This is a genomic window from Humitalea rosea (assembly GCF_003253705.1).
In the GTDB taxonomy this organism is placed as follows: domain Bacteria; phylum Pseudomonadota; class Alphaproteobacteria; order Acetobacterales; family Acetobacteraceae; genus Humitalea; species Humitalea rosea.
The window spans coordinates 60,862-84,951 of sequence record NZ_QKYU01000008.1; the positions used below are offsets into that span (position 1 = coordinate 60,862).

The following is a 24,090-nucleotide window of genomic DNA, read 5'->3' on the forward strand; positions in this document are numbered from 1 at the left end:
CTTCGCTATCCCGGCTCAACGCCCGCCGCGCAGGTCGCGCAGCAGCCGCTCGGCCTCGGCCCGTTCAGCGAAGGGCTGCGCGTCGGACATCACCGGCGCCAGCACCGACAGCGCCTCCTCCCGCGCCCCCGTCGCCTGCAGGGCATAGGCGAGGCGGAAGGAGGCCGCGGGGTCGGGCCGGGACATCGCGGCCCGCGCCACGGCGGCCTGCCGCAGCAGCGGCACCGCCTGTGCCGGCTGGCCGCCCCGCGCCAGGATCCAGCCCAGCGTATCCGCGGTGTCGATATTGGGTGCGAGGTAATAGGCGCGTTCCGCCAGGGCCCGGGCCGTCGCGTCATTGCGCTGGCCGAGCAGCCAGGCGAGGTTGTTCAGCGCCACCGCATCATCGGGCCGGTGCGCCACCACCTGACCGAGACGGGTCTCCGCCTCCTCCAGCCGGCCGGCGCCGATGTCGAGCTGCGACAGCAGCAGCAAGGCATCATCATTGGCCGGTTCCCGCTGCAGCCAGTCGCGCAGGGCAAGGGCCGCCTCGTCGAACTGGCGCGCGGCGATGCGGGCGCGGGCCAGACGCAGGGCGAGCGGCGCCGAGGGCGTCTCGGCATAGGCCGCGGCAAAGGCCTGGGCCGCATCCTGCGGCCGCTCCGCCGCCATCAGCAGATCGCCGCGCAGGGTCCGCGACGCCGGCTGCGCCTCGGCCTGCCGCGCCAGCCGGTCGGCCAGCTCCAGCGCCGCATCCGTGCCGCGCGCGCGCAGCACGAGGGTCGCCAGCGTGGCTTGCAGCGCCGCATCGCCGGGCTTCCGCCGCAGGCCAAGCTGGATCAGCGTCTCCGCGCCCGACAGGTCACCGGCATGGACCAGAATCCCCGCAAGCTGCTGCCGCGCCACGGTGGAGTCCGGCGTCTCGGCCAGGGCCTGGCGGCTGGCCGCCTCGGCCAGCGCCCATTGGTCGGCGGCGGCATGCGCATCCGCCCGGGCGATGAGCAAGGCCGGGCTGTGCTGCTCGCGCAGCAGCGGCCCCGCGGTCAACACCTCGGCGGCTTGCGCGGCCTCACCATGCCGCATCAGCACGTGCGCCAGCAGGAGGGCGAGGCGCGCGTCGCCCGGCGCCGCGGCCTGTGCCTGCGCCAGCACGGCGCGGGCCTCGGCCGCGCGGGGGCTGCCGGGCATCGCGGCGGCGGCCAGCTGCGCGGCGGCCTCGGCATTGCCGGGCACGGCGCGCAGCGCCTCGCCCAGCAGGCGCTCGGCCTCCGCCGGCTGCCCCCCGATCCGCGCCAGCCGGACAAGGCCAAGCCGGGCCGGCACCGAATTGGGATGATCCGCCAGGACCTTGGTGAAGGTGGCGCGCGACTGTTCGAGCTGTAGCTGCATCAGCTGCGCGGTGCCGGCCAGCACGCCCGCCGCCTCGCCATCGCGCGCCGCCGGGTCCAGCCGTTCCAGCTCGCTGCGCACGGTCGCGAGATCGCCCCGGTAGAGCGCGGCAAAGGCCAGCAGCTCCCGCGCGCCGTGACGCGAGGGATCGGCCCGCAGCACCTCCCCCGCCGTCGCCGCGGTGCCGGCGACATCGCCCGCGACCAGCCGCGCCGCCGCGAGATGCGACAGGATCTCGGCGTTTTGCGGCGCCAGCCCGGCGGCGCGCTCGAAGGCGGCGATGGCCTCCTGCCGCCTGCCCGCGGCACCATGCAGCCGGCCCAGCAGGTCGAGGCTTTCGGCATCCGCCCCGCCCCGCTCCGCCAGCCGCGTCAGCACCGCCGTCGCATCGCCGAGCCGGTTCGCCGCGAGATCGAAGGCGGCCACCAGCCTGGCGCCGCGCGGATCATCGGGACGCCGGGCGAGGTGGCGCCGGGCGGCATCCTCGGCCTGCGCCGTCTGGCCCAGGCCGCGCTTGGCCATGGCCTGCAACAGATAGCCATCGGGAAAATCACCGAGCACGGGCCCGATCCGCTGGATCTCGGCATCGACCCCGGCCCAGTCCCGCGACTGCGCCAGCAGCATCGCCCGCAGGTAGTGGCCGGCAACGCTGCCGGGCAGCACGGCCAGGGCGGCATCGATGTCCTGCTTCGCCTCGGCGGCCTGGTTGAGCCGCAGCAGGATCTCCGCCCGCCGCAGCCGGGCCGGGACATTGCCCGGCGCGATCGCCACGATGCGGCCGAAGGTTTCCGCCGCGGCACGGGCCTCGTTGCGGTCCAGCAGCAGCACGCCCTTCCGCACCAGGGCGTCGATGGAGGCCGGATCGCGGGCCAGCACGGCATCGACCCGCGCCTCGGCGCCGGCGCGATCGCCGGTCGCCGCGGCCACGGCGGCGGCGGCCAGTTCCGGCTGCGTCGCGCCCGGCGCCAGGCGAACCGCCAGTTCCGCGGTCTCGCGCGCCTCATCCTTCCGCCCCAGCGCCAACTGCGCCAAGGCCCGCCCCGCCGCGACCTGGCCCCCGGCCGGGGTGCCCGGCCCGGGCTCGGGGAAGGCATCGAGCAAGGGGTTGAAGCGGCCGGCGAGGAGATAGGCGCGCATCAGCAGCGTGGTGCCGGCCGCGGGGTCGTAGCCCCGCTCCAGCGCCGCGCGGGCCTCCCGCTCAGCGGTCTCGCCATCGCCGAGTTCGAGGCTGGTGGCTGCAAGAGAGGCGCGCCGCGCGGCGGAGGCCGGCTCCTCGCGCACGGCATTGCGCCATTCGATCTGCGCCGCCCGCAGATCGCCGCGCGCCGCCGCCGCCTCGGCCCGTTCCAGCGCCGCCGCCATCGCATCCGGCGCCCCCGCCAGGAGCACGCCGCCGAGAAAGGCGGCACCGAACAGGCCATGCGCGGTGCGGCGGGAGGAGGGGTTCATGCGGGACATGGCGGTCCTCCGGTCATTCCGTTTCGGGTGAGGCGGGCGGCGCGGGCGTTTCGACGACCGATCCGCGACTGACCGACAGACCATGCGTTTCGAGCAAGGCGTAGATCGTGGGGCGGCTGACGCCGAGCAGCCGCGCCGCGACCGACAGGCTGCCGTTGCTGCGGGCCAGGGCGCGCTCGATCATGGCGCGCTCGGCCCGCAACCGCGCGGCGCGCAGGTCGAGGTCGGTGTCGGAATTATCCGGCGGTTCGGCAAGTTCCATGTCGGCCGCGGTGATCATCTGGCCATCGGCCATCAGCGCCGCGCGCCGCACCCGGTTGCCCAGTTCGCGGACATTGCCCGGCCAGCGATGCGCCATGATCGCCTGCGCCGCCGTGGGATCGAGGCCACGCAGGCGACGAGCGAATTCGCGGGCGTAGCGCGCCAGGAACCAGCGCCCCAGCAGCAGCGCATCCTCGCCCCGGTCGCGCAGCGGCGGCACGCGGATGGTGAGGGAGTTGAGACGATAGAGCAGGTCGGCGCGGAAGCGCCCCCCCTCCGCCTGCTCCTCCAACGGTTGGTTGGTGGCCGAGACCACCCGCACATCGACGCGGATCGGGACCCGGCCGCCGACCCGTTCGATCACCTGGTCCTGCAGGAAGCGCAGCAGCTTGGCCTGCAAGGCCGGCGGCAGGTCGCCGATCTCATCGAGGAAGAGCGTGCCGCCATTGGCGGCCTCGATACGGCCCGTGACCTGGCGCACCGCGCCGGTGAAGGCGCCGCGCTCGTGGCCGAACAGCTCGCTCTCCAGCAGCGGCTCGGGGATCGCGGCGCAGTTGAGGGCGACGAAGTTGCCGCTCGCCCGCGGCCCCATTTCATGCAGGGCCCGCGCCAAGGCTTCCTTGCCGGTGCCGCTTTCGCCGAGCAGCAGCACGGGTGCGGACACCTGGGCAAGGCGCTCGACGGTGCGGCAGATCTTCAGCATCGCCTCGTCGCCGGTGATGATGTCGCGGATCGGGCTGGAGCGCGGCATCGAGGCGAGGCGGAGGTTCTCCTCCTCCAACTCCCGCAGCCGCAGCGCGCGGTCGATGATGGTGCGCAGCACGGCGAGATCGACCGGCTTCTCGCAGAAATCATAGGCCCCAAGCGCGATGGCGCGCAGCGTGTGCTCGCGCTGCCCCTGGCCGCTGACCACCACGATGGGCATGCCGGGGCAGATGCGGCGCAGCGCCTCCAGCGTCGCGAAGCCCTCGCTCACCCCTTCCTCATCGGGGGGCAGGCCGAGGTCGAGCAAGGCGGCCGCCGGCTGCTCCTTCTCCGCCAGCAGCTGCGCGTGGTTGCGATCGCTGGCCAGGATGACGCGGCAGTCGGAGAAGGCCCAGCGATACTGCGCGCCCAGGCCGGGATCATCCTCCACGACCAGGAGTTTGGGCTTGGTCACTGCCATGCGTGCACGGCAACCAAGCGGGCACCCTCCCTGCCATCAGGAACCGCCACGGGCACCGGCTGCAGCGGCAGGATGATGCGCATGGTGGTGCCGAGGCCCGGCTTGCTGAACACGGCCAGATCGCCGCCGGCCTGGCGCACCAGTTCGCGGGCCTGCCAGGCGCCGATGCCATTGCCGCTCGGTTTCGAGGTGGTGAGCGGCCGGAACAGCTCATCGCGGATGAAAGCTGGGGTCATGCCTTCTCCTTGGTCGGTAATGTCTACCACCACCTCGCGGCCTTCCTGCCGGAGGTGGATGCGGACGGGAGCACCTGGGGCGGAGGCCTCGACGGCATTGTCCAGCAGATGTGTGACGGCGGCATCGAACACATCGGGGGGCATCGCGATGGCATTGGCCGTGTCGCCATCGGCCTCGATGCGGATACAGCCGCGCCCCGCGGCCAGGCGGCGCAGCCGCGGCAGGGGCTCGACGGAGCCGCGCTCGGCGGCGCCATGGCGCCGCGATGCCGGCGCGGGAGCATCCTCCGGCGCACGCAGCCGCGCGATCAACGTGTTGATGCGATCGGCCGCGGCGCGGACCGTGAGCAGCATGTCCTGCTGGAATTCCGGGTCCTGGATGTTCGCATCGGCATTGGCCAGCAGCAGCGTGAGCTGGGTCGCCACGGTCTTCACGTCATGCGCGACAAAGGCGAAGCGCTTGGCATAGGCCTGTAGCCGCTCCTGATCCGTCAGCCGTTCCGCGCCGCGCCGTTCGGCGAGGAACATCGCGACCTCCCGCCCCAGCATGCGCAGCAGGTCGAAGACCTCGCTGTCCAGGATCACGCCGGCACGCGGCCGGGCGAGCAGCACGGCGCCAAGCAGGCCTTCGCGATGGTGCATCAGCGGCACCGCCAGCCACAACGGCCCGAAGACGGCCCGCAGATCGGCGAGTTCGCCCGGCCCCGGATGCGCGACCCAGGCGCCATGGCGCATGGCGGCGATCAGCGGATGATCCGGGGCCAGCGCCAGAGGCTCGGACGGGCCGTTCCAGGAGCCCGCCCATCGCATCGGCGCCGCATCTGCATCATGCCCATCCGCGTTGCGGAGCAGCAGGATGCCGGCCGGGCTGTCCGCCGGATCGGCGATGGCCCGGATCGCGCGGATATCGGCCGGCACCTCGGCATCCGGCGCGGACAGCCGCGCGATGCATTGCAGCCATTCACGGCGATAATCGTAGCGCGCGACGAAGAAATGATCGACCACCAGCCGGCGCAGCCGCGACCGCACGGAGCGCGCGGTGACGGCGACGGCGAGGGCCATCAACGCCCCGGCCATGATCCCGATCTGCGCCGCCCTGGCCCAATGGTCGCCGAACTGGCGCAGCGCCTCACCCGCCGCGCCGATGCCGAGCAGGAAGGTGCCCGCGACCACCAGCGTCGCACCGTGGAAGACAAGCTGCCGCGACACCGGCAGGTCGCGCCGCGAGCGGCGGTCGCGCACGGCGGCGATGGCCAGCAGCGGCGCCGCCATGGCCGTCAGCACCGCGCGCGCGTCGATCAGCAAGGTCGAGAAGTCGCGCGACAGCGCGGCATCGGCGTAGAGCAGCACATCGAAGGCGGCGAGGCCGCCGAGCGCGATGCAGGGCAGGACGACGTGCCAGCGTGCCGCTTCCGGCGCGTTGCGATACAGGTTCTCCGCCATCAGCACGACCAGCAATGCGAGTGCCAGCCGCGCCAGAACGCTGAGTGTCGGCACCGCCAGCGCCGTCGTCGTTCCGGGCAGCAGCGTGATGGTGGCGACGGCGGTCACCAGCAGCCCGATCAGGCCGAAGCGCCGCACCAGCGGCACCGGCACCGCCCCCGCGATCCGCACGCAGAGCAGCAGCAGGACCGCGAACCAGACGGCGCTGCGCACGACCTCCAACAGACCGGCGGGGCCTTCGAGGGGTGCCTCCGGCGCCAGCGCCACGGCGGCCGCCCAAAGTGCCGCGACGGCCCCGGTCGCGGCCAGCAGCAGTGCCGTGCGGCCGCGTCCCGCGCAGAGGATGAGCACCGTCCATGCGGCGCAGATGACGGCGCAGCCGGCATGCAGCAGCGTGGATGCAGCACCGGTCACCGCGCGCCCTCCTGGAACAGGACGACGCGCACCGTGGCGACGAGGATGAGCAGGTCGAGGAACAGGCTGCGCCGGCGCACATAATAGAGGTCGTAGGCAAGCTTCATGCGCGCATCTTCGACCGAGGCCCCGTAAGGATAGTTGACCTGCGCCCAGCCGGTGATGCCCGGCTTCACGCAGGCCCGGTCGTTGTAGTGCGGAATGACCAGGCCAAGCTGCTCGACGAAGCTCGGCCGTTCCGGCCGCGGCCCGACGATGGCCATGTCGCCGCGCAGCACATTGAGGATCTGGGGCAGTTCGTCGATGCGGGTCAGGCGCATCATGCGCCCGAAGCGCGTCACCCTGGGGTCGGACTTCGTCGCCCAGCGCGCCATGCCGCCCTGCTCCGCGTTCACGATCATGCTGCGGAACTTGTAGAGGGTGAAGACGCGCCCTCGAAGGCCGGAGCGTTCCTGGCGATAGAAGATCGGCCCCGGGCTGTCGATCTTGATGATGGCAGCGGCGACAAGCATCACCGGCAGCGCCAGCAGCACCAGCGTCAGCCCCACCAGGATATCGAATCCGCGCCGCAGCCCCGCCTCGACCGGCCCTTCATTCGCACCACGCGCCGTGCCCAGCCAATCGAGCGGCAAGGTGTCGCAGGCGACGCGGTTGATGCGGGCTTCGTGGAACTCCGCCTCGGTCAGGACCCGGACGCCGGCGGCCTGGCAATGCCGGCGCATCTCCGACGTGATCGCCAGCGGGTCGGCCGCGACCACCGCCCAGATATGCCGTGCCCGCAGCCGCGCGGGATGCAACTCGTCATCCAGGGTGGCGCTGCCCGAGGAGGTGATGGCGATCTCGAACGGGCTGAGCCGGGCTTCCTCGATGCCGGCCTCGCGTTCCGCGGCCAAAGGCGCGCGCGGATCGCGGATGATCAGCAGGCGGCGCTTGAGCAGGCCACGGCGGGAGGCGACGATGAACGCGAGACGCGTCCCGGCGACGCCCGCGACACAGCCCAGCACGACCCCCGCGACGGAGGACCAGATCGAGGCGCCCCCAGGTGGCGGCGCGAATATCTGAAGGCTCAGCCATGCGGCCAGCAACAGCAGCAAGGCTGCCACCAGCGCGCCCGATGCGAGCCGCCGGGAGCGGGACAGAACCTCGGGTTGATACAGGCCGCTGGCGCCCGACACGAGGCCGGAACACAGCGCCAGCGCCCCTGCCACGAGGCTGGCCTTGCCATGATCGACGGGTGCCCCCTGCGCGATGCCCCAGGCGGTCAGCCCATAGACGGCAAGAAAGACCGCGAACGCCTCCGCAATATAGAGGATCACCAGATCCGACCGGATGTTATGGCCGAACATGCTCGTCATCAGACAATCTCCCGCCAGGACGTGAGCGCGCTCGTTGCCGTAGTGCTAGCACTCCCGCTGTCGCCGTCAAAGGTCCATTAATAATAGGACGATTTTACAAGGCTTGAATTTTACACAAACATCGACTCTCTACTTGTGTTCCTGGCTGAAAGGTCAGTTTTGACTGCAATTTTGCGTCTTATGCAGCAAAGTTTGTTTTTAGGTATGCGATCATTTCGCGATTATCCGATTGCACCTTGCCGATGCCCTGTTAAGATATCTGACGATTGGCCCCCGCCGCGGCGGTTCAGGCCGGTTTGGTTGCGACACCGCGTGCCACACATAGAATAATGCGAGGGAATGCCATGCGCCGTTTGCGACACGCATCGACCCAGTTCTTCTGCGCGCTTGTATTGGCAGGATGCGCCGGACAATCGGGTTCTCCGGCGAGGTCGCCGGATGTGGCGAGCCTTGCCTCGTCCGAATACGTCCTGGGACCTGGCGATACCTTGACGGTCTTCGTCTATCGGCAGCCGGAACTGAGCGCGTCCGAATTGCCGATCCGGCCGGATGGGCGGCTGTCCTTGCCGCTGATCGCGGATATCGAGGCCGCCGGGCGCACGCCGTCCCAGCTCGGCAAAGCTCTCGAGGAGCGGCTGCGGACCTATGTTCGCGACCCGAATGTGACGGTCATGGTGCGCTCCTTCCAGGGCCCGCCGAGCCGCCAGATCCGCGTGATCGGCGAAGCCGCGCAACCCATGGCGATGCCCTATCGCGAGGGGATGACCGTGCTCGACGTCATGATCGGCGCGCGTGGCCTGACGCGTTACGCCGCCGGCAACCGTGCCGAGATCATCCGCCGCGGCGCGGCTGCCAGCGACCAGCGCGCCATTCCCGTGCGCCTGTCCGATTTGCTGCGTGATGGCGACATCAGCCAGGACGTCGCGATGCAGCCCGGCGACACGCTGATCATCCCGCAAGGCTGGTTCTGAGCCATGCAGGACGTGGCCCTGGTGCGGCGATACGCCGCGGCAGGCTGGCGGCACCGCTGGAAGGCGATGTTGCTTGCCTGGCTCGTCTGCCTGGTCGGCTGGGCGGGGATTCAATCCCTCCCCAACCAATATGAATCGAGCGCCCGCATCTATGCGGACGCCGATGCCATCCTCAGCATGCTGCTGCGCGGCATCGCCATCGACAGCACGCCGGCCGGACAGGTCGAGGTGCTGCAACGCACCTTGCTGAGCCGCCCCAACCTCGAGAAGGTCGTGGCGCGCACCGATCTGAACGGCCGCGTGGACAGTGTCGCCTCACGCGATCTGCTCTTGCAGGAGCTGACGCGATCCATCCGCATCACGCCGCAGACGCGAAACCTCTTCACCATCGACTACCGCGACCACAATGCCCGCGTCGCGCGCGACGTGGTGCAGACCACGCTCAACCTGTTCATGGAATCGGCCAGCACGAACGATCGCCAGCAGATGGAGAGCGCGAAGACCTTCGTCGCGCAGCAGATCGCCTCCTATGAGACGCAGCTGCGACAGGCCGAGCGCCGCAAGGCCGAGTTCCAGGCGCGCTACATCGACCTGCTGCCCTCCGATGCCTTCGGCGGCAGTTCGCGACTTGAGGCGGCGCGCACCCGCCTGCACCAGGTGCAGGGCGAGCTGCAGGACGCCCGGATGCGGCGCGACCTGACCCAACAGCAGATCGACGCCGTCCCGGCCCAGTTCGTGACCGAAGGCGGCGGCGGTGGTGGCGATGGCCGGCTGGCCGAGGCCGAACGCAACCTTCGCGACTTGCGGCTGCGCTACACCGAACTGCATCCCGACGTCGTGGCGGCACGCCGGGTGGTGGGGGAGCTGCGGGCGAGCGGCGGCGGTGGCCCCTCTCGCGCCCCGGCAGCGCCACGCGCGCCGCGCTCGAACCCGTTGCTCGAACAGCTTCGGGTCAGGCTGGTCGATGTGAACGCGCAGATCGGCTCGCTCGAACGCCAGGAGCGCGACGGGCGCAGCGAGGTCGAGCGGCTGGATTCGGTGGCCCGCAGCGAGCCCGAGGTGCAGGCGCAATATCTCAACCTCGACCGCGACTATTCCGTGCTCCGCCGCAACTATGAGGAACTGCTGGCACGGCGCGAGTCGATCCAGATCGCCGGGGCGGCGCGCACCAACGCCGACCGCGTGCGGTTGGAGGTGGTCGATCCGCCGACCCTGCCGACCCGGCCGGTCGCGCCGAACCGTCCGTTGCTCGCGGCCGGGGTGCTCGCCGCGGGGCTCGGTGCCGGGGCGTTGCTGGCACTGCTGCTCGTGCAGTTCGACCGGACCTTCTACACCGTCCACGACCTGCGCAAACTTGGCCTGACCGTGCTCGGTGGCGTCTCGGCACCGGCCGAACCCCGGCGCATCGGCCCCCCCCTCGCCTTCGCCTGTGCGGCGGCGCTGCTCTTTGCCGGCTTCGGGGCTGTCCTGGCTGGTGTTCCCGGTCTTCTGATGAGGACACTGCTGGCATGAGCTCGCTGACCAATACCCGCGCCCATCTCGTCGAACGCGCGGTCGAGGCGCTCGGCGCCGGCAGCGCCTCCCCGAAGGCGCCGCCGGTCCAGCGCCCGGTCGCGCCACCGCCCGCGCCCGTGGAGGCGCCGCCCCCCCCCTGCATCACCCTGGCGACGCTGCGGGACGCGGGCATGATAACGGCGCCCGATGGCCCGAACCGCAGCCGCGTGCTGGAGGAGCTGGCGATCGTGCAGCACCAGGTGCTGCGTTGCATCCAGGACGCACCGCTGACCCCACGCAGCCGGATCGTGCTGATCACCAGCGCCCTGCCGCATGAGGGCAAGACCTTCATCGCGCTGAACCTCGCCGCCAGCATTGCCGCCAGCGGCGCCCGCCGGGTCGTGCTGGTCGATGCCGACGGCAAGGCGGGCGGGATCAGCCATGCGCTTGGCGTGGCGAACGCGCCGGGGCTTCGGCATGTGCCGATGGACCCTGCCGGCCGCGCCGCGCCGCCGCCGGTCGCGACGGCGCTGGAACGCCTTGTGTTCATGCCCTATGGGCGGGCGGCCGGCTCCGAGGTGCCGTCGGGCAATACGATGGCGACGGCCATCCTGCGGCTGGCGAGCATCATGCCCGACCACGTCATCATCCTCGATTCGCCGCCAAGTCTTTCCACGAGCGATTCAAGTGCCCTCGCCCTGGTTGCCGGGCAGGTCGTTCTGGTTGTCAATGCAGAACGTACCCAACGCAACGAGGTAGAGGCCGCCCTGGACATGCTGGAAGCCTGCCCAAACCTTCAGCTGCTGCTCAATCGAGTCCGGCTGACCGCCAACGACACCTTCGGCGCCTATGGCGACTACGGCGTTCCCGATGCGGTTTGATACTCCCGCCCTGCGCGGCGCGGTCATCGGCGTGGCGCTCACCGTTGGCGGCAACGCCCGCGCGGAGCCACCGCCCCTGCCGATCCGCGCCGCCCCCGCCCTGCCGGCCACCGCGCCCGCATCGGGCGACAGCACTGGCCTGCCCTGGAGCGATGCGCCCGCCCGCGTCGGCGGCACAGGCGATCTCGGGGATTCGGGGGTGCGGCTCGGCACCCTCGGCTTCCCCTATACCGCCGTAGCACCTCCGCCGGGCCTCTCGGCCGAGGGCTGGAGCCTGACCCCAAGCATCGCGGCCCAGGTGCTGGCGACGGACAATGTCGATCTGACGGTGCGCGACCGACGCTCGGAGCTGATCACCACCTTCACCCCGGGGCTGCTGCTGTCGCTGGATACCGCGCGGGTGCAGGGCATCGCGAATTACGCGCCCAACCTCACCTTCTATGGCTCCGACAGCGATCAGAACCGGATCGACCACCGCTTCAACGGGCAGTTCCTCGCGACATTGGTGCCCGATGCGCTGTTCCTCGACCTGCGCGGCGCCGCGGCGGTGCAGGCGGTCAGCGGCGGCTATGCCCCCGAAGGCTCGCCGGCGGTCAATCGCAACGACCAGGTGCAGACGACCAGCTTCCAGCTCTCGCCCTATTTCGTGCATCGCTTCGGTGGCATCGGGACGATGCAGCTCGGCTACGCCTTGCAGCATGTCACGCAGGACTCCAACGGCACCGGCAGCGGCGCGCTCACGCCCACGGGCCAGCGCTTCTTTTCAGACCAGGACTTCACCGCGCATGAGGTCTATGCGATCGGGCGCACGGGGGAGGAGTTCGGTCGCCTGGCGCTGGAGAGCCGTATCAGCTCCACCGAATACGATGGCACCGGCATCCTGGATGGCGCCTATCGCCGTATCGCGACGGTCGAGACCCGTTACGTCATCATCCGCCCGGTCGCCGCGCTGGTCGAGGTCGGCTACGAACAGCAGCGCTACAACGGCACCCCGCCCGTGGACATCAACGAGCCGGTCTGGTCGGTCGGTGCACGGCTGACGCTATCGCCCGAAAGCCGGATCACCGCCAAGTTCGGCCATCACGACGGCTTCGATTCCGCGGTGCTGGATGCGGTGGTGGCGCTCGGCGGACGGACCACGCTCTACGCCAATTATGCCGAGCGGCTGACCACCAGCGCGCAGCGCGCCGCGGATCTGCTGTCCACCACCACCCTGGACCCGCTGGGCAATCCCATCGACATCGCCACCGGCGCCCCGGTGGCACAGCCCTTCGCCAATTCCTTCATGGGCGCGCAAAGCAGCCTGATGCGGATCCGGCGCGGCTCGGTCTCGATCAGCCAGATCTGGCCGCGCGATATCTTCACCCTGAGCCTGTCGCGGGAGGAGCGGCGTCCGGTCTCGGTCGAGACCGGCACCACCGCCTTCAGCCAGACCGGCAATTCGGGCAGCCTGACCTGGTCGCATGCGCTGACCGAAGCGACCACCGCCATCGGCTATGGGCAATACGGGACCTTCGATTCCCCGGGCCGCGGCAGCGGCAATGTCTTCACGGTCAGCGCCTCGCTCGCGACGGAATTGGCACCGGGGTTGAGCGGCGTGCTGACCTACATGATGACCAATCGCGGCGATGACATCGCGTCCGGCCGCGCGGTGCAGAACGTCGTTCTCGTTGGCTTGCGCCAGACCTTCTAGGGGGCCCGCCATGCAAATGGATTACTACGGTTTCCGCGAGCATCCGTTCCTGATGACGCCGGATGCGCGCCTGTTCTTCGCAAGCGCGGTCCACAGCCGGGCCTATGCGCATCTCATCTATGGCCTCGCGCAGCGCGAGGGCTTCGTCGTGGTGACCGGCGAGGTCGGGGCCGGAAAGACGACGCTTGTCGAGCGCATCTGCAACGAACTCGATCCGGACGGCTTCGCCATCGCGCGGATCACCACGACGCAGGTTTCGGGCGACGATGTGCTGCGGATGATCGCCGATGCCTTTGGCGCGCCCTCCGAGGGCAGCAAATCCGCCGTGCTGCGCGGCGTCACCGCGGCACTGCGGGCAGGCAACCGGCGGTATCTGCTGATCGTGGACGAGGCGCAGGGCCTGCCCCTCGCGGCGCTCGAGGAATTGCGGATGCTGTCCAATGTCACCGAAGCCGGGCAACCGCCGTTGCAGACCATTCTGCTCGGCCAACCGCAGTTGCGGCGCACACTCGCCAGCCCCGATCTGGATCAGCTCCGCCAGCGCGTGATCGCCTGCTACCACCTCGGCGGGCTGTCGCGCGAGGACACCCATGCCTATGTCGAGCACCGGCTGCGCGCGGTCGGCTGGAATGGCTGGCCCTCCTGGGAGGAGGCGGCCCTCGACCTGGTGCATCGCTACAGCGACGGCATTCCCCGCCGCATCAACCGCCTCTGTTCGCGGGTGTTGCTCGGTGGCGCGCTGGAGCAATCCGACTGCCTCACCGGGCCGATGGTGGAGGCGACGGCGCAGGAGCTTGAGGAGGATCTTGGCGGCCCGGCGTTCGCCACGACGCGCGATGCGCCCGCGGTCGATCCCGATCTCATCGACAGCCTCGAACATCGCATCGATGCGCTGGAGCGGCTGGCCGCACGGCGTGAACGCGTGTTCAGCCGCATGTCCGCGCTCTTCGCCGATAGCGCGGGGGCGCGGCGATGATCCGCAATGCGATGAGCGTGGATGTCGAGGACTGGTTCCAGGTGCAGGCCTTCGCCGGCGTCATCGACCGCGCCGACTGGGACCGGCTTGCCCCGCGCGTCGTCGCCAATACCGACCATGTGCTGGACCTGTTCGCGGGCGCCGGCGTGCGCGCGACCTTCTTCACGCTTGGCTGGGTGGCGGAGCGTCACCCCTCCCTCATCCGGCGTATCCTCGCCGGCGGGCACGAACTTGCCAGCCACGGCTATGGGCATGAGCGCGTGGATGTCATCGGCAGCGATGCCTTCCGCGCCGATATCCGCCGCGCGAAGCGGGTGCTGGAGGATACCGGCGGCCGCGAGATCCTCGGCTACCGCGCCCCCACCTTTTCCATCGGGCCGGGCATCACGCCCTGGGCGCATCGCGTGCTTGCCGAGGAAGGGTATCGTTACAGCTCCTCGGTCTTTCCGATCCGGCACGACCTTTACGGCTCGCCCGATGCGCCGCGTGGTCCGCACCGCCCCTGGCCCGACGGGGTGGTGGAATTGCCGATGACGACGCTGCGCAGTTTCGGCCGCAACCTGCCCTGCGCCGGCGGCGGCTGGTTCCGGCTGCTGCCCTATGCGCTGTTCCGCACCGCGCTGCGGCGGGTGAATGCCACCGAGCCGCATCCCGGCATCTTCTATTTCCACCCCTGGGAAGTGGACCCCGGGCAGCCGCGCATGCATGCCGCGCCGCGGCTGTCGCGGTTCCGCCATTACACCGGCCTCGCCAGCATGGCGCCGCGGGTCGATCGGCTGCTGCGCGATTTTTCCTGGGGCCGGCTCGACGACGTTCATGCGGCGGCAATCGGCACGCCGCCGTCCCTCGCCGCACGCGCGGCCTAGGAGAAGCCAGATGGCCGTGCGCATCCGCGAATGGGAGCCGTCCGCCGGCAAGGCCTGGGATGCCTTTGTGCAGGCAACGCCGGAGGCCACCTTCTTCCACCTCGCCCCCTGGCGCCGGGTGATCGAGGAAGCCTTCGGCCACGCCACGCATTACGCCTTCGCCGAACAGGATGGCGCCATCGTCGGCGTGCTGCCGCTGGCGCGCATGCGCACCCGGCTGTTCGGCGACATGCTGATCTCCACCCCCTTCTGCGTCTATGGCGGCCCCGTCGCCGTCACGCCGGAAGCAGCCGAGGCGCTGGAGGCGCATGCGCGCCGGCTGATGCATCGCATCGGTGCGCCGAGCCTGGAGTTCCGCCGCCTGCATGCGGCCGATCCTGGCTGGCCGGAGCGGCCCGCCCTCTACAACACCTTCCGCAAGCCCATCACCGGCGATGGGGAGACCGACATGAAGGCGATCCCGCGCAAACAGCGGGCGATGGTGCGCAAGGGCATCCAGAACGGCCTCACCTCCGTCAGCGACGGCGATACTGACCGGCTGCATCGCATCTATGCCGAGAGCGTCAGGAACCTTGGCACCCCCGTCTTCTCCCGCCGCTATTTCCGCCTGCTCGGCGAGGCCTTCCCCGGCGCGCATGACGTGGTCACGGTGCTGCACGAGGATCGCCCGGTCGCGGCCGTCCTGAACTTCCATTTCCGCGATGAGGTGCTGCCCTATTACGGCGGCGGCACACGCGAGGCGCGGGCGGTGGCCGGCAACGACTTCATGTACTGGGAGGTCATGCGCCGCGCCGGCAGCGAACGCGGCGCGCGGATGTTCGATTTCGGCCGCAGCAAGTCGGGCACCGGCGCCTTCGACTTCAAGCGGAACTGGGGTTTTGTGCCGCAGCCGCTGCACTACTGCTACCAGCTCGCCAAGGGCGCGCGGCTGCCGGAACACAATCCGACCAATCCGAAATACCGGCTGATGATCGCCGCCTGGCGCCGCTTGCCGCTGCCGCTCGCCAAGCTGCTCGGACCGCCGATCGTGCGTGGGCTGGGTTGAGCGCGATGGGCCGCCGCCTGCTCTTCCTCTGCCACCGGATCCCCTTCCCGCCTGACAAGGGCGACAAGATCCGCGCCTGGCACATGCTGGAGCATCTCGCCAAGAGCTGGGAGGTCGAGCTCGGCTGCCTTGTCGATGATCCCGCCGATCTCGACCATGCCGCGACGCTGCGCGCCACCTGTGCCGCGGTCGAGGCCCACACCACCGGCAACCGCGCCCAGGCGGCGGGGCGGGCGCTGCTCCGCGCTCGGCCGGGGCTGCCGCTGACCCTCGGCTGGTTCCACGCGCCACGGCTGCGGGACTGGGTCGCGCGCGGCCTTGCCGCCGGGCGCTACGATGCGGTCTTCGCCTATTCCTCGGCGATGGCGCCTTATGTGATGGGCGCGCGGACGCCCGGGGCCCCGCCGCGCCGCGTGCTGGATCTGGTCGATGTGGATTCGGAAAAATGGCTCGCCTATGCCGCCGGTGCGCGGGGCCCGATGCGGCAGGTCTGGGCGCGCGAGGCGCGCACGCTGCTCGCCTTCGAACGCCGCGCCGTCGCGGCCTTCGACCGCTCCATCCTGGTCTCGCGGCAGGAGCGGCAGCGCTTCGTCGAGCTGGCGCCGGAAGCCGCACCCCGCCTCGACTGGGTGGACAATGGCGTCGATCTGGCGCGCTTCGATGCCACGCGGCGCCATCCCAACCCCTATGCCGGCGGCCCGCCCGCGCTGGTCTTCACCGGCACCATGGACTACCGCCCGAACATCGAGGCGGTGTCGTGGTTCGCGCGCGAGGTGATGCCGGCCTTGCAGACCCAACGGGTCGCGCCGGTCTTTCACATCGTGGGCGCCAACCCGACCGAGGCGGTGCGTGCGCTGGCGCGGTTGCCGGGGGTCTATGTCAGCGGATCGGTCGCGGACACGCGGCCCTATATCGCCCATGCGACCGCCGCGGTGGCGCCGCTGCGCATCGCCCGCGGCATCCAGAACAAGGTGCTGGAGGCCATGGCGCTCGGCGTGCCGGTCATCGCCTCGCCCGAGGCCTTCGAGGGGGTGCGCGCCCTGCCCGGCCGCGACCTGCTGGTCGCGGAAGGTGTCGCCGAGACCGTCCACGCGGTGATGGCGGTGGTCGGCGGCGCGCATCCCGGCCTGGGCGCCGCGGGCCGCGCCGCCGTCGCGCGCGGCCATGACTGGGCGGTGACCCTGCGCCGCCTGGACCCGCTGCTGGGCCCGGGCACGGCCGCCCGAATGGATGCGGGGCTGGCGGAGGCCACGGCGTGACCATCGCCGCGACTTTGTCCATGCCCACGGCGCAGCGCCGGGCCTGGACGCCGGCGCTGCTGCTGCTGGGCGCGGGGCTCGGGCTGTTCGGCGCGGCTTTCGCGGAGGAGGTCGGCGCGGCGATCGACACCTGGGAACGCTCCACCGCCTACAATCATTGCTGGCTGGTGCTGCCGGTCGCGATCTGGCTGGGCTGGACCCGCCTGGGCCGGCTGGCGGGGCTGCGGCCCGCGCCCTCGGCGCTGCTCGCGCTGCTGGCGATCGGCCCCGCCTGCGCCTGGCTGGCGGCGGAGCGGCTCGGGATCATGGAGGGGCGGCAGCTCGCGGCGCTGGCGCTGGCGGAGGTGCTGGTGTTGGCCGTGCTCGGCTGGCGCATCTGCCGCGTCCTGGCGGCGCCGCTGGTCTATCTGGTGTTCCTGGTGCCCTTCGGCGCCTTCCTGGTGCCGGCGCTGCAGCATGTGACCGCGCGGATGATCACGGTCGGGCTGCAGATCTTCGGCATCCCGCATTACGTCGATGACCTCGTCATCGAAATCCCCGCCGGCGTCTTCCTGGTGGCGGAGGCCTGCGCCGGGCTGCGCTTCTTCATCGCCGCCCTCGCCTTCGGGACGCTCTACGCGCTGGTGATGTTTCGCAGCCCCTGGCGGCGCCTGGCGGTGCTCGGCCTCGCGCTCGTGGTGCCGGTGCTGGCCAATGGGGCGCGCGCGCTCGGGATCGTGCTGCTCGGGCATCATCTGGGCAGCGCCGAGGCCGCCGCGGCCGATCATCTGATCTATGGCTGGGCGTTCTTCTCCGTGGTCATCCTGCTGCTGGTGCTGGCGGGGCTGCCGTTCCGCCAGGATGGCGAGGTCGCGCATCCGCCGCCGCCGCTCCCCCCGGCCGCCCCCCGCGGCGCCACGGCGCTGGCCGCCGCCGCGGGGCTGGCCGCGGCCCTCGGGCTGCTGGCGCCGGGGCTGATGGCGGCGATGGGGGGCAATGGGGTGGCGCAGGCCACGGCGCTGCCGGCACCGCTGATCGCGCCGGAGGGCTGCGCCACGGCGGCCGGCGGCGGGCTGCGCTGCGCGGAGACGTCGGTCACCGCCCGCCTGGTGCTGTTCTCCCCCCGCGCCAACTGGTCGGCGGTGGCCGCGGAACGGCGGCGGCTGGCCGGTGAGGACGACGAGGACGTCACCTTCGGCGTCGCGGATAGCGCGGGCAGCTGGCGCGCAAGGCAGTCCTCCCGCCGCCCCGAGACGGTTGCCGTCGCCTCCTGGCTCGGGGGGCACATCGCCGGGGACGGGCTGCGGAGCCGGGCGGAGCAAGCCTGGAACAGCCTGAGCGGCGGGGGCGGCCGGCCGGTGGTCGCCCTGGTCACGCTGCGGACCGAGGCCGGGGCGGCGGGCGCCGCCGGCCAATTGCGGGACCGGGCGCTCCTGCGGCTGGTGCTGGAGGCGCAGCAGCACGGCCTCGCGCAACGCGCCGCACAGCTTTCGCAGCACCAATAGGGCCTGCCGATCGCGGGGCTGGCGCGCGGCCGGGCGCCTTGGGGCGGACCCCGCCGCAGAGGTGCGGTGACCATGCCCTCTTTCACGCCAGGGCCGGCCCGCTCCGGCGCGAAAACGCGTTTGTGATCCAGGGACGCTCCCGGCGCGTAAACCGCCGCGACGCGCATGAGGTCGTCGGAGGCAGCGCAGGATCAGTCACCAGGCGACGAAAGCGTGATCGCGCTATCGTTGGGCACGTCACCAATTTACAACATTGTCTTAGAAAAGATCGGTGCGGCGAGACCGTTCCGCGTCGATCCGCCGCCCGTCGGACATCGATGGCGCAAGCGGACAGGAACATTCACCGTCGCCCGCTCTGGCTCATGCAGGCGGCGGCGGCTGGTTCCGCTGAAAGCAGGTCGGGGGAAGCAGGTCGGGGGGATGGACGCGCGGGGGCCGGGGCGAGGCCCCGGGGGGGCTGCGCAAAGGGAGCCCCCGGACCAATCCGACCAAAGCCAGAGGGAGGATGGGGACGCCGCGCCTCTCGATGACGTGCGTCCCCCTCACCCAGGGCGTGCCAACCTATGGCCGTATGGTGCTTTCGGCCCGCCAAGGCCGAAATGGGCGCGTGCTACTCGGTCTCGTCGGAGGGGGTGTCGCTGCGCTGATAATGGGTGGCCATCATGCGGGCCACGGCGACCAGAGCGCTGCGATGCTTGGGATCGCTGATGCTGCCGAAGACCTGGATGAGTTCCACGATGTCATCGGCCGAGCGCCGGGAGGCGACATGCTTGGTGCCGCCGCGATCGCCGTCCGAGCCAGCGGAGATCAGCGTGTCCGCGCTGGTTCCGAGCGCGTCGGCGATGGCGATCAGGCGGCTGGCCGCAATGCGCGTCGCGCCGGTCTCGTAGCGATGCAGCTGCGCGCCCGTCACGCCCACCAGCCGGGCCAGATCCTTCTGCGTCTTGCCCTGGGATCGGCGCAGCTCACGAATTTCCCTGCCGAGGGCGAAGTCGGACACCGTGGGCGCGCGCTTGTTCATCGTCACTGGCGCAGCATGCTGCATCGCAACTACTCCTATCGAGGTGGCAGCGCCGCGTTCGGCACCGTCGCCCTGGATCGCGGCGGCCGGCACGGCGCGCGGCATGACAACCGGAGGCGACAAGGTGCTTGACGCCTTCAGCAATCCCGGAAGGTGACGCACAAAGCGAACCTGCCCATTGGAACCATTCGAGTCTGGTGACATGAGTTAATCTCCCACTGGCCGCCCGGCGATTTCCGGAGCAGCCGTCATGGCGTTCATGACGCCCAGGCAGAGAAGATCAGTTGGTCAGGCGGGCTGGAAAGCCTCCTCCGAGGCGCTGCTTGCGAAGGATGACCAGCAAATGATTCAGGGAGCGAGAATCCTCGCCTCGCCGTTGAGCGGGTGCCGCGCTATTTTCGAGATGTTTTCCGAAATATGAATCGTTTTATCGTCACGCCGAGAAACTGAACATCATAATAAACGATATGTATCATTTTTTGCAATGCATCGTTGTAAGGCAGAACAACAGAATCGCTCATTCCGGAATTGCACCGTCTTCGAGGTTGCAGGGAATCGCTTGATTAGAGGACAATTCCGGATCACGGTAAGTTGATCGAGTCGTTGCGAAAAACGGTGAGCCTTTATCGTGCCGTCCCGCATGTCGGCCGACAGTTTTCAGCCAGCTCACTCCTGGTGTAACGGGCGGCGGCCGCTGATGGCGCCGCCCCATGCGCGGGCCGCGCCGCGTGCAGTGCAGCGCCTCCAACCCCTTCGTGGACTCTGGCGCCTCTCCCGCGCCCGCGCCGCCCTGGCTTCCTCCTCTTGCACGGGCCTAGCCTCTTGTGGCTGAATCTCTTGTCTGCGGTGTCAGCAATCTTGGCAGCATTGTAATTCGAAGGCCGGTATCGCAACGCCGCAAAACGGGAGAATCCACAGCAGGACTTACGGTAGCACACGACAAAATTTCCTTGCCTATTGTCAGACTGAATCGCTCCATTTGTCGCATATGCGCAATGTTCTTAAACTGTCGTCCTGATGCGGTTCGAGCAGAGAAAGCAGCAGTGACTCTCATCCTCATCCCCATCACCAGATTGGTGACAGCCAAGCGACGGCTTCCCGGGACGATCTGGCATGGTCCACCCGAACCTGGGCCCGGCTGTCGCGTTACCGATTCATGACCATTCCCGCCCGCATGCTCGCAGCCACCCCTTCGGCCCTTGGCCAGACCGCCGGCCGGGTGCCCCAGCGGATCAGCTTCGAGGCCTGCAGCATGACACCGCAGGAAGCCGATGCGTTGCTGGCGTCACGGCGCCATGGTGCCCATCGCCAGGACGCGACGGTGGCCGCCTATCGCCAGGCGATGATCGAGCGGCAGTGGATCCTTAACGGTATGCCCCTCATCATTTCTCGCAGCGGCGTCCTGCTGGATGGCGTGCAACGCCTGCTGGCCTGCTGCGATGCAGGCGTTGCCTTTCCGACCTTCGTGGCCAGGGATGTGGACGATGACGTGCTGCACACGATCGACCAGCATCGCCGGCGTTCCCTGGCTGATATCCTCGGCGCCCGCGGCGTGCCCAATGCCCATGCGCTGATGGCGCTGATGATCCGGCTGATGCGCTACGAGGATGGCTCGCTCGTCCATGGCCTCGGGCCGTCGCCCTCCTGGGCCCGGACGCAGCGCATCCTGGGCGCCAATCCCAGCCTCGAGCAGGATGTCGCCACCAGCCTGCAGATGGCCGGCTCGCCGCTGCCCGAGCCGGTGCGAACCGCGATCGTTCACATGGGCTACCGGGTCGATCAGGCGAAAACCGAGCGGCTGCTGCAAGCCGTTCGCTATCCGGAGGCTTTCCCTCTCGACGATCCGGGCGCGCTGCTGCGGCTGGAGATCGACCGTCTGCGGGAAGACCCGACGACGATGCCGAGCCAGACCAAGCTGTTCGCGCTGGCGATCAAGGCCCTGAACGCGCTGCTGCGCGACGAGAAGCTGCGCCGCATCGCCTGGGTCGAAAGCCCCGGCACCGGCCGCCCCGCCGAGGATTTTCCGCAACTGGACAGCTATCCCGGCCTCATCGATCCCGGCCCGGAGGCGAGCCTCGCCGCCGCCGAGGGCTCGCCCGCGACCAGTGGCCATGGCGCCGTCCTGCCCGGCCAGTGCCAGGTCAGCCTCGAACGCATCGACCAGCAGCAGGCGGGGGAATACCTCGCCATGAACGTCACCGAGCGGGGGCTCATCAAGACCCATATGGACGGCCTCGCGCGAGACATGGCCGCCGGGCGCTGGATGCTCAACGCGCAGCCCATCTGCTTCTCGCGCAGCGGGCGGCTGATCAATGGCCAGCACCGCCTGATGGCCGTGGTCGCCGCCCGGGGCAGCATCGAGGTGCCCGTGATCCGCGGCCTCCCCGAGGAGGCCTATGCCACCTACGACATCCAGGCCAAGCGCCCACCGCCGGTGGAGGATCCCCAAGGCTCCTTTGGCGACCAGGCCCTGGCCGCGGCGATGGCCAACCTGCTGTGGCGCCAGGAGCGGCGGAGTCCGGCGACACGCAGCAAAAAGGCGACCACGGCCGAAATCCGGCAGATTCTCTTGGAGTTTCCCCGGCTCCTTGAGCTGCGGGGCTTCGGTCGGCGCATGGTCGCCTATGGCCGCGCCTCCGTGATGGGGTATGGCGCCTTCGTGATCGAGCGGGAGGATCCGGCGCAGGCGGGCATCTTCCTCAGGGCGCTGGATACCGGCGCCGACCTGCCCGGCGGCCATCCGATCCTGACCCTGCGCACCCAGATGCAGCGGCTGCGCCGGGAACGCGCCTCGCAGGAGGAGCAATTGGCCGCGCTGCTCAACGGCTGGCAGCGCTACAAGGCGCATGCCGCGGCCTGTGACGGCCCCCACCCCGCCGTGACCGCGCGGATCGAGGCGGGCGACAGGGCCCGCGTCCGCGCGGTTGCCCTGCCCGTCCTCGACCGTGCCGTCGTCGCCCCCCGGCCGGCGGTGGACGCGCCGCCGGACCAGCCGCCCTCCCCGATCCTGGCCCCCTATCTGGCCCAGGCATCAGCCGCCGCCCCTTACGGCACCGCGGCCGATGCCACGGCGGAATTGCTGCGCCGCACGCGGCAGCAGTCGATGGTGGCCGGCTTCGGCCGCATCGCCCTGCGCGGTGGCGACCAGGGGGCCTTGATGCAGGAGGCCGCGCGGCTGGCGGCGGAGGGCGTCCGCACCGCCCTTGCCATGGTCCTGCAGCATGATCCCGCGACGGACACCTTGGTGCTGCGCGCCGGTATCGGCTGGCGCGCGGGGGTGGTCGGGCACACGCGGCTGCCGGTGGGCCCCTCCTCCCCCGCCGGCTTTGCCTTCGCCACCCGCACCTCGATCGTCTGCAACGACCTCGCCGCCGAACGTCGCTTCGGCCTGTCGACGCTGCTCGCCGAGCATGGCGTGCGGCGCCAGGCGAATGTGCTCATCGAGGGCGCCGGCGCCCCCTTCGGGGTGCTGGAGGTGGACCACGCCGCCGACGGCGCCTTCAGCAGCGGCGATATCAGCTTCCTCGCGGCCCTGGCCAATATCCTGGCCCTGGGCATCGAACGCGGGCGGGAGGCCGCCCAGCGGGACCGCCTGATGGCCGAGCGCCCGCTGCTGCTGGCCGAAGGCCGCCATCGCGTCCGCGACGGGCTCCAGCTTGTCCACACCATCCTGACGCTGGAGGCCCATGGCGTGGAGAGCCTGGCCGCCCGGCGCGTGCTGGATACCACCGCCCGCCGTATCATGGGCGTCGCCGCGGTCTATGAGCGCCTCGACCACACCGACACCCCGGTGGATATCGGCGCCTATCTCGCGGGGGTGGTGGAGGCCCTGCGGGCGGGCCTCGATGGCCGGCTGCCGCGGCGCCGGATCGGCCTCGACGTGGAGCCGGGGGTGACGGTCCCGCCGAACCGCCTGCAGGTGCTGGGGCTGCTGCTCGCCGAATTGCTCAGCACCGCCCTGGGGCGTGGCGGGGGCGACATCCGGGTCCGCTTCGCCCGCACGCCCACCGGGGCGCGGCTGGAGGTGGAGAATGAGGAGACGGGCCTTGAGCCCCTCCCCGACCCGGAGCCGAGCGCCGATGTCGGCATGCACCTCATCGCGACTCTGCTGCAGGAACAGGGCGGCGTGTTCACCCTGACCCGTGACGGTCCCCGCACGCGTTTCATCGCTGCCTTCCCCTTGGGGGCACCACCGTCCTGACGGGCCTCGCACAGCCCGCATCCGCCGGCGAGGGTCCCACCCGATCCCGCCCAGGCCAAAGCCGGTACCCAGACGCCCGCGCTGCCCGGGTTCGCTGACCCATGGCCGATCCGCACGCCGTGCTGCTGCTTGAGGACCATGCGTTGCTGCGGGCCACCCTGGTGATGGCCTTGCGGCACGGCGGCTTTACCGTCTACCCGGCCGGAAACATCTCGGAGGCCCTGGCCCTGCTCGTGGACCAGCCGGCCATCAACGTGGTGCTGTCCGAGGTCGAACTCGGCGTGAGCGCGCTGGACGGCTTCACCTTCGCCGCGATGGCCACCGCCTTGCGGGCGGAGCTGGGCTTCGTCTTCCTGACCGGCCGCGACGACCTGCTGCTCAGCCGCACCGCCCGCGGGCGTGAGATCCATCTGGTGAAGCCCTGCCCCATGACCCGCGTGGAGGACTCCATCCGGCAATTGATGGCCCCTGGACTTGCGCGGCGCGCATGACCGGGGCG

General features: G+C 70.4%; 17 protein-coding genes. 12 read left to right on the top strand and 5 right to left on the bottom strand.

Annotation, left to right across the window (positions count from 1 at the left end; translation table 11 throughout):
* Positions 1–15: 15 nt before the first annotated feature.
* The 4 genes from prsT to C8P66_RS08480 are packed head-to-tail and all read right to left on the bottom strand — an operon-like array spanning position 16 to position 7,700.
* The gene (gene prsT, locus C8P66_RS08465; RefSeq protein ID WP_158537156.1) at positions 16–2,826 is read right to left on the bottom strand and encodes an XrtA/PEP-CTERM system TPR-repeat protein PrsT; all 2,811 of its coding nucleotides are present in this window, start codon (positions 2,824–2,826) and stop codon (positions 16–18) included.
* A 13-nt stretch (positions 2,827–2,839) separates the two neighbouring features.
* Positions 2,840–4,252, bottom strand: coding sequence for a PEP-CTERM-box response regulator transcription factor (gene prsR / locus C8P66_RS08470; protein ID WP_111397814.1), 1,413 nt, complete (start codon positions 4,250–4,252; stop codon positions 2,840–2,842).
* Entirely contained in the window at positions 4,243–6,345 is a 2,103-nt protein-coding gene (prsK, locus tag C8P66_RS08475; RefSeq protein ID WP_111397815.1) for an XrtA/PEP-CTERM system histidine kinase PrsK, read from the bottom strand. Before prsK ends, prsR begins: the two co-directional genes overlap by 10 nt.
* A complete protein-coding gene (locus C8P66_RS08480; protein WP_111397816.1) occupies positions 6,342–7,700 on the bottom strand; it encodes an exopolysaccharide biosynthesis polyprenyl glycosylphosphotransferase in 1,359 nt (452 codons plus the stop codon). Before C8P66_RS08480 ends, prsK begins: the two co-directional genes overlap by 4 nt.
* A gap of 266 nt (positions 7,701–7,966) precedes the next feature.
* Here C8P66_RS08480 and C8P66_RS08485 point away from each other — a divergent pair, with 266 nt between their 5' ends.
* Genes C8P66_RS08485 through xrtA form a run of 9 tightly spaced genes read left to right on the top strand, consistent with a single transcriptional unit; the run spans position 7,967 to position 18,369 of the window.
* Positions 7,967–8,671 carry an XrtA/PEP-CTERM system exopolysaccharide export protein gene (locus C8P66_RS08485; protein ID WP_245903329.1) on the top strand — a complete coding sequence of 235 codons (705 nt, stop codon included), beginning with the start codon at positions 7,967–7,969 and terminating at the stop codon, positions 8,669–8,671.
* A 3-nt stretch (positions 8,672–8,674) separates the two neighbouring features.
* Positions 8,675–10,183, top strand: coding sequence for an XrtA system polysaccharide chain length determinant (locus C8P66_RS08490; RefSeq protein WP_111397818.1), 1,509 nt, complete (start codon positions 8,675–8,677; stop codon positions 10,181–10,183).
* Positions 10,180–11,046 (top strand): P-loop NTPase family protein, encoded by an 867-nt coding sequence (locus C8P66_RS08495; RefSeq protein ID WP_111397819.1) that lies wholly within the window; start codon positions 10,180–10,182, stop codon positions 11,044–11,046. Before C8P66_RS08490 ends, C8P66_RS08495 begins: the two co-directional genes overlap by 4 nt.
* Positions 11,047–11,077: 31 nt before the next feature.
* Positions 11,078–12,739: a TIGR03016 family PEP-CTERM system-associated outer membrane protein gene (locus C8P66_RS08500; protein WP_158537157.1), complete on the top strand. Its 1,662-nt coding sequence runs from the start codon at positions 11,078–11,080 to the stop codon at positions 12,737–12,739.
* Between the two features lie 16 nt (positions 12,740–12,755).
* Positions 12,756–13,715, top strand: a complete 960-nt coding sequence (locus C8P66_RS08505; RefSeq protein WP_245903331.1) for an AAA family ATPase — start codon at positions 12,756–12,758, stop codon at positions 13,713–13,715.
* Positions 13,712–14,581 carry an XrtA system polysaccharide deacetylase gene (locus tag C8P66_RS08510; RefSeq protein WP_111397822.1) on the top strand — a complete coding sequence of 290 codons (870 nt, stop codon included), beginning with the start codon at positions 13,712–13,714 and terminating at the stop codon, positions 14,579–14,581. The genes C8P66_RS08505 and C8P66_RS08510 overlap by 4 nt, the downstream gene beginning before the upstream one ends.
* Positions 14,582–14,591: 10 nt before the next feature.
* The gene (locus C8P66_RS08515) at positions 14,592–15,626 is read left to right on the top strand and encodes a FemAB family XrtA/PEP-CTERM system-associated protein (protein WP_111397823.1); all 1,035 of its coding nucleotides are present in this window, start codon (positions 14,592–14,594) and stop codon (positions 15,624–15,626) included.
* Positions 15,627–15,631: 5 nt separating this feature from the next.
* On the top strand, positions 15,632–16,885 hold the full coding sequence (locus tag C8P66_RS08520; RefSeq protein ID WP_111397824.1) for a TIGR03087 family PEP-CTERM/XrtA system glycosyltransferase: 1,254 nt from the start codon (positions 15,632–15,634) through the stop codon (positions 16,883–16,885).
* Positions 16,882–18,369 carry an exosortase A gene (xrtA, locus tag C8P66_RS08525; RefSeq protein WP_111397825.1) on the top strand — a complete coding sequence of 496 codons (1,488 nt, stop codon included), beginning with the start codon at positions 16,882–16,884 and terminating at the stop codon, positions 18,367–18,369. The genes C8P66_RS08520 and xrtA overlap by 4 nt, the downstream gene beginning before the upstream one ends.
* A 610-nt stretch (positions 18,370–18,979) precedes the next feature.
* Here the strand turns inward: xrtA and C8P66_RS08530 are convergent.
* A complete protein-coding gene (locus C8P66_RS08530; protein ID WP_158537158.1) occupies positions 18,980–19,495 on the bottom strand; it encodes a helix-turn-helix domain-containing protein in 516 nt (171 codons plus the stop codon).
* Between the two features lie 145 nt (positions 19,496–19,640).
* Between C8P66_RS08530 and C8P66_RS23795 the strand changes: the two genes are divergently transcribed.
* The 3 genes from C8P66_RS23795 (at position 19,641) to C8P66_RS08540 (ending at position 24,082) form a co-directional block, all read left to right on the top strand.
* Positions 19,641–19,811: a hypothetical protein gene (locus C8P66_RS23795; protein ID WP_158537159.1), complete on the top strand. Its 171-nt coding sequence runs from the start codon at positions 19,641–19,643 to the stop codon at positions 19,809–19,811.
* A 753-nt stretch (positions 19,812–20,564) separates the two neighbouring features.
* Positions 20,565–23,591 (top strand): histidine kinase dimerization/phosphoacceptor domain -containing protein, encoded by a 3,027-nt coding sequence (locus tag C8P66_RS08535; protein ID WP_158537160.1) that lies wholly within the window; start codon positions 20,565–20,567, stop codon positions 23,589–23,591.
* A 101-nt stretch (positions 23,592–23,692) separates the two neighbouring features.
* Entirely contained in the window at positions 23,693–24,082 is a 390-nt protein-coding gene (locus C8P66_RS08540) for a DNA-binding transcriptional response regulator (protein WP_111397828.1), read from the top strand.
* Positions 24,083–24,090 lie beyond the last annotated feature (8 nt).

Bases quoted from the DNA above. Each gene is read 5' to 3' on its own strand.
- prsT (WP_158537156.1), bottom strand. From the start codon at position 2,826: ATGTCCCGCATGAACCCCTCCTCCCGCCGCACCGCGCATGGCCTGTTC.
- prsR (WP_111397814.1), bottom strand. From the start codon at position 4,252: ATGGCAGTGACCAAGCCCAAACTCCTGGTCGTGGAGGATGATCCCGGC.
- C8P66_RS08480 (WP_111397816.1), bottom strand. From the start codon at position 7,700: ATGACGAGCATGTTCGGCCATAACATCCGGTCGGATCTGGTGATCCTC.
- C8P66_RS08490 (WP_111397818.1), top strand. From the start codon at position 8,675: ATGCAGGACGTGGCCCTGGTGCGGCGATACGCCGCGGCAGGCTGGCGG.
- C8P66_RS08495 (WP_111397819.1), top strand. From the start codon at position 10,180: ATGAGCTCGCTGACCAATACCCGCGCCCATCTCGTCGAACGCGCGGTC.
- C8P66_RS08505 (WP_245903331.1), top strand. From the start codon at position 12,756: ATGGATTACTACGGTTTCCGCGAGCATCCGTTCCTGATGACGCCGGAT.
- C8P66_RS08510 (WP_111397822.1), top strand. From the start codon at position 13,712: ATGATCCGCAATGCGATGAGCGTGGATGTCGAGGACTGGTTCCAGGTG.
- C8P66_RS08515 (WP_111397823.1), top strand. From the start codon at position 14,592: ATGGCCGTGCGCATCCGCGAATGGGAGCCGTCCGCCGGCAAGGCCTGG.
- C8P66_RS08520 (WP_111397824.1), top strand. From the start codon at position 15,632: ATGGGCCGCCGCCTGCTCTTCCTCTGCCACCGGATCCCCTTCCCGCCT.
- C8P66_RS08530 (WP_158537158.1), bottom strand. From the start codon at position 19,495: ATGCCGCGCGCCGTGCCGGCCGCCGCGATCCAGGGCGACGGTGCCGAA.
- C8P66_RS23795 (WP_158537159.1), top strand. From the start codon at position 19,641: ATGGCGTTCATGACGCCCAGGCAGAGAAGATCAGTTGGTCAGGCGGGC.
- C8P66_RS08535 (WP_158537160.1), top strand. From the start codon at position 20,565: ATGCTCGCAGCCACCCCTTCGGCCCTTGGCCAGACCGCCGGCCGGGTG.
- C8P66_RS08540 (WP_111397828.1), top strand. From the start codon at position 23,693: ATGGCCGATCCGCACGCCGTGCTGCTGCTTGAGGACCATGCGTTGCTG.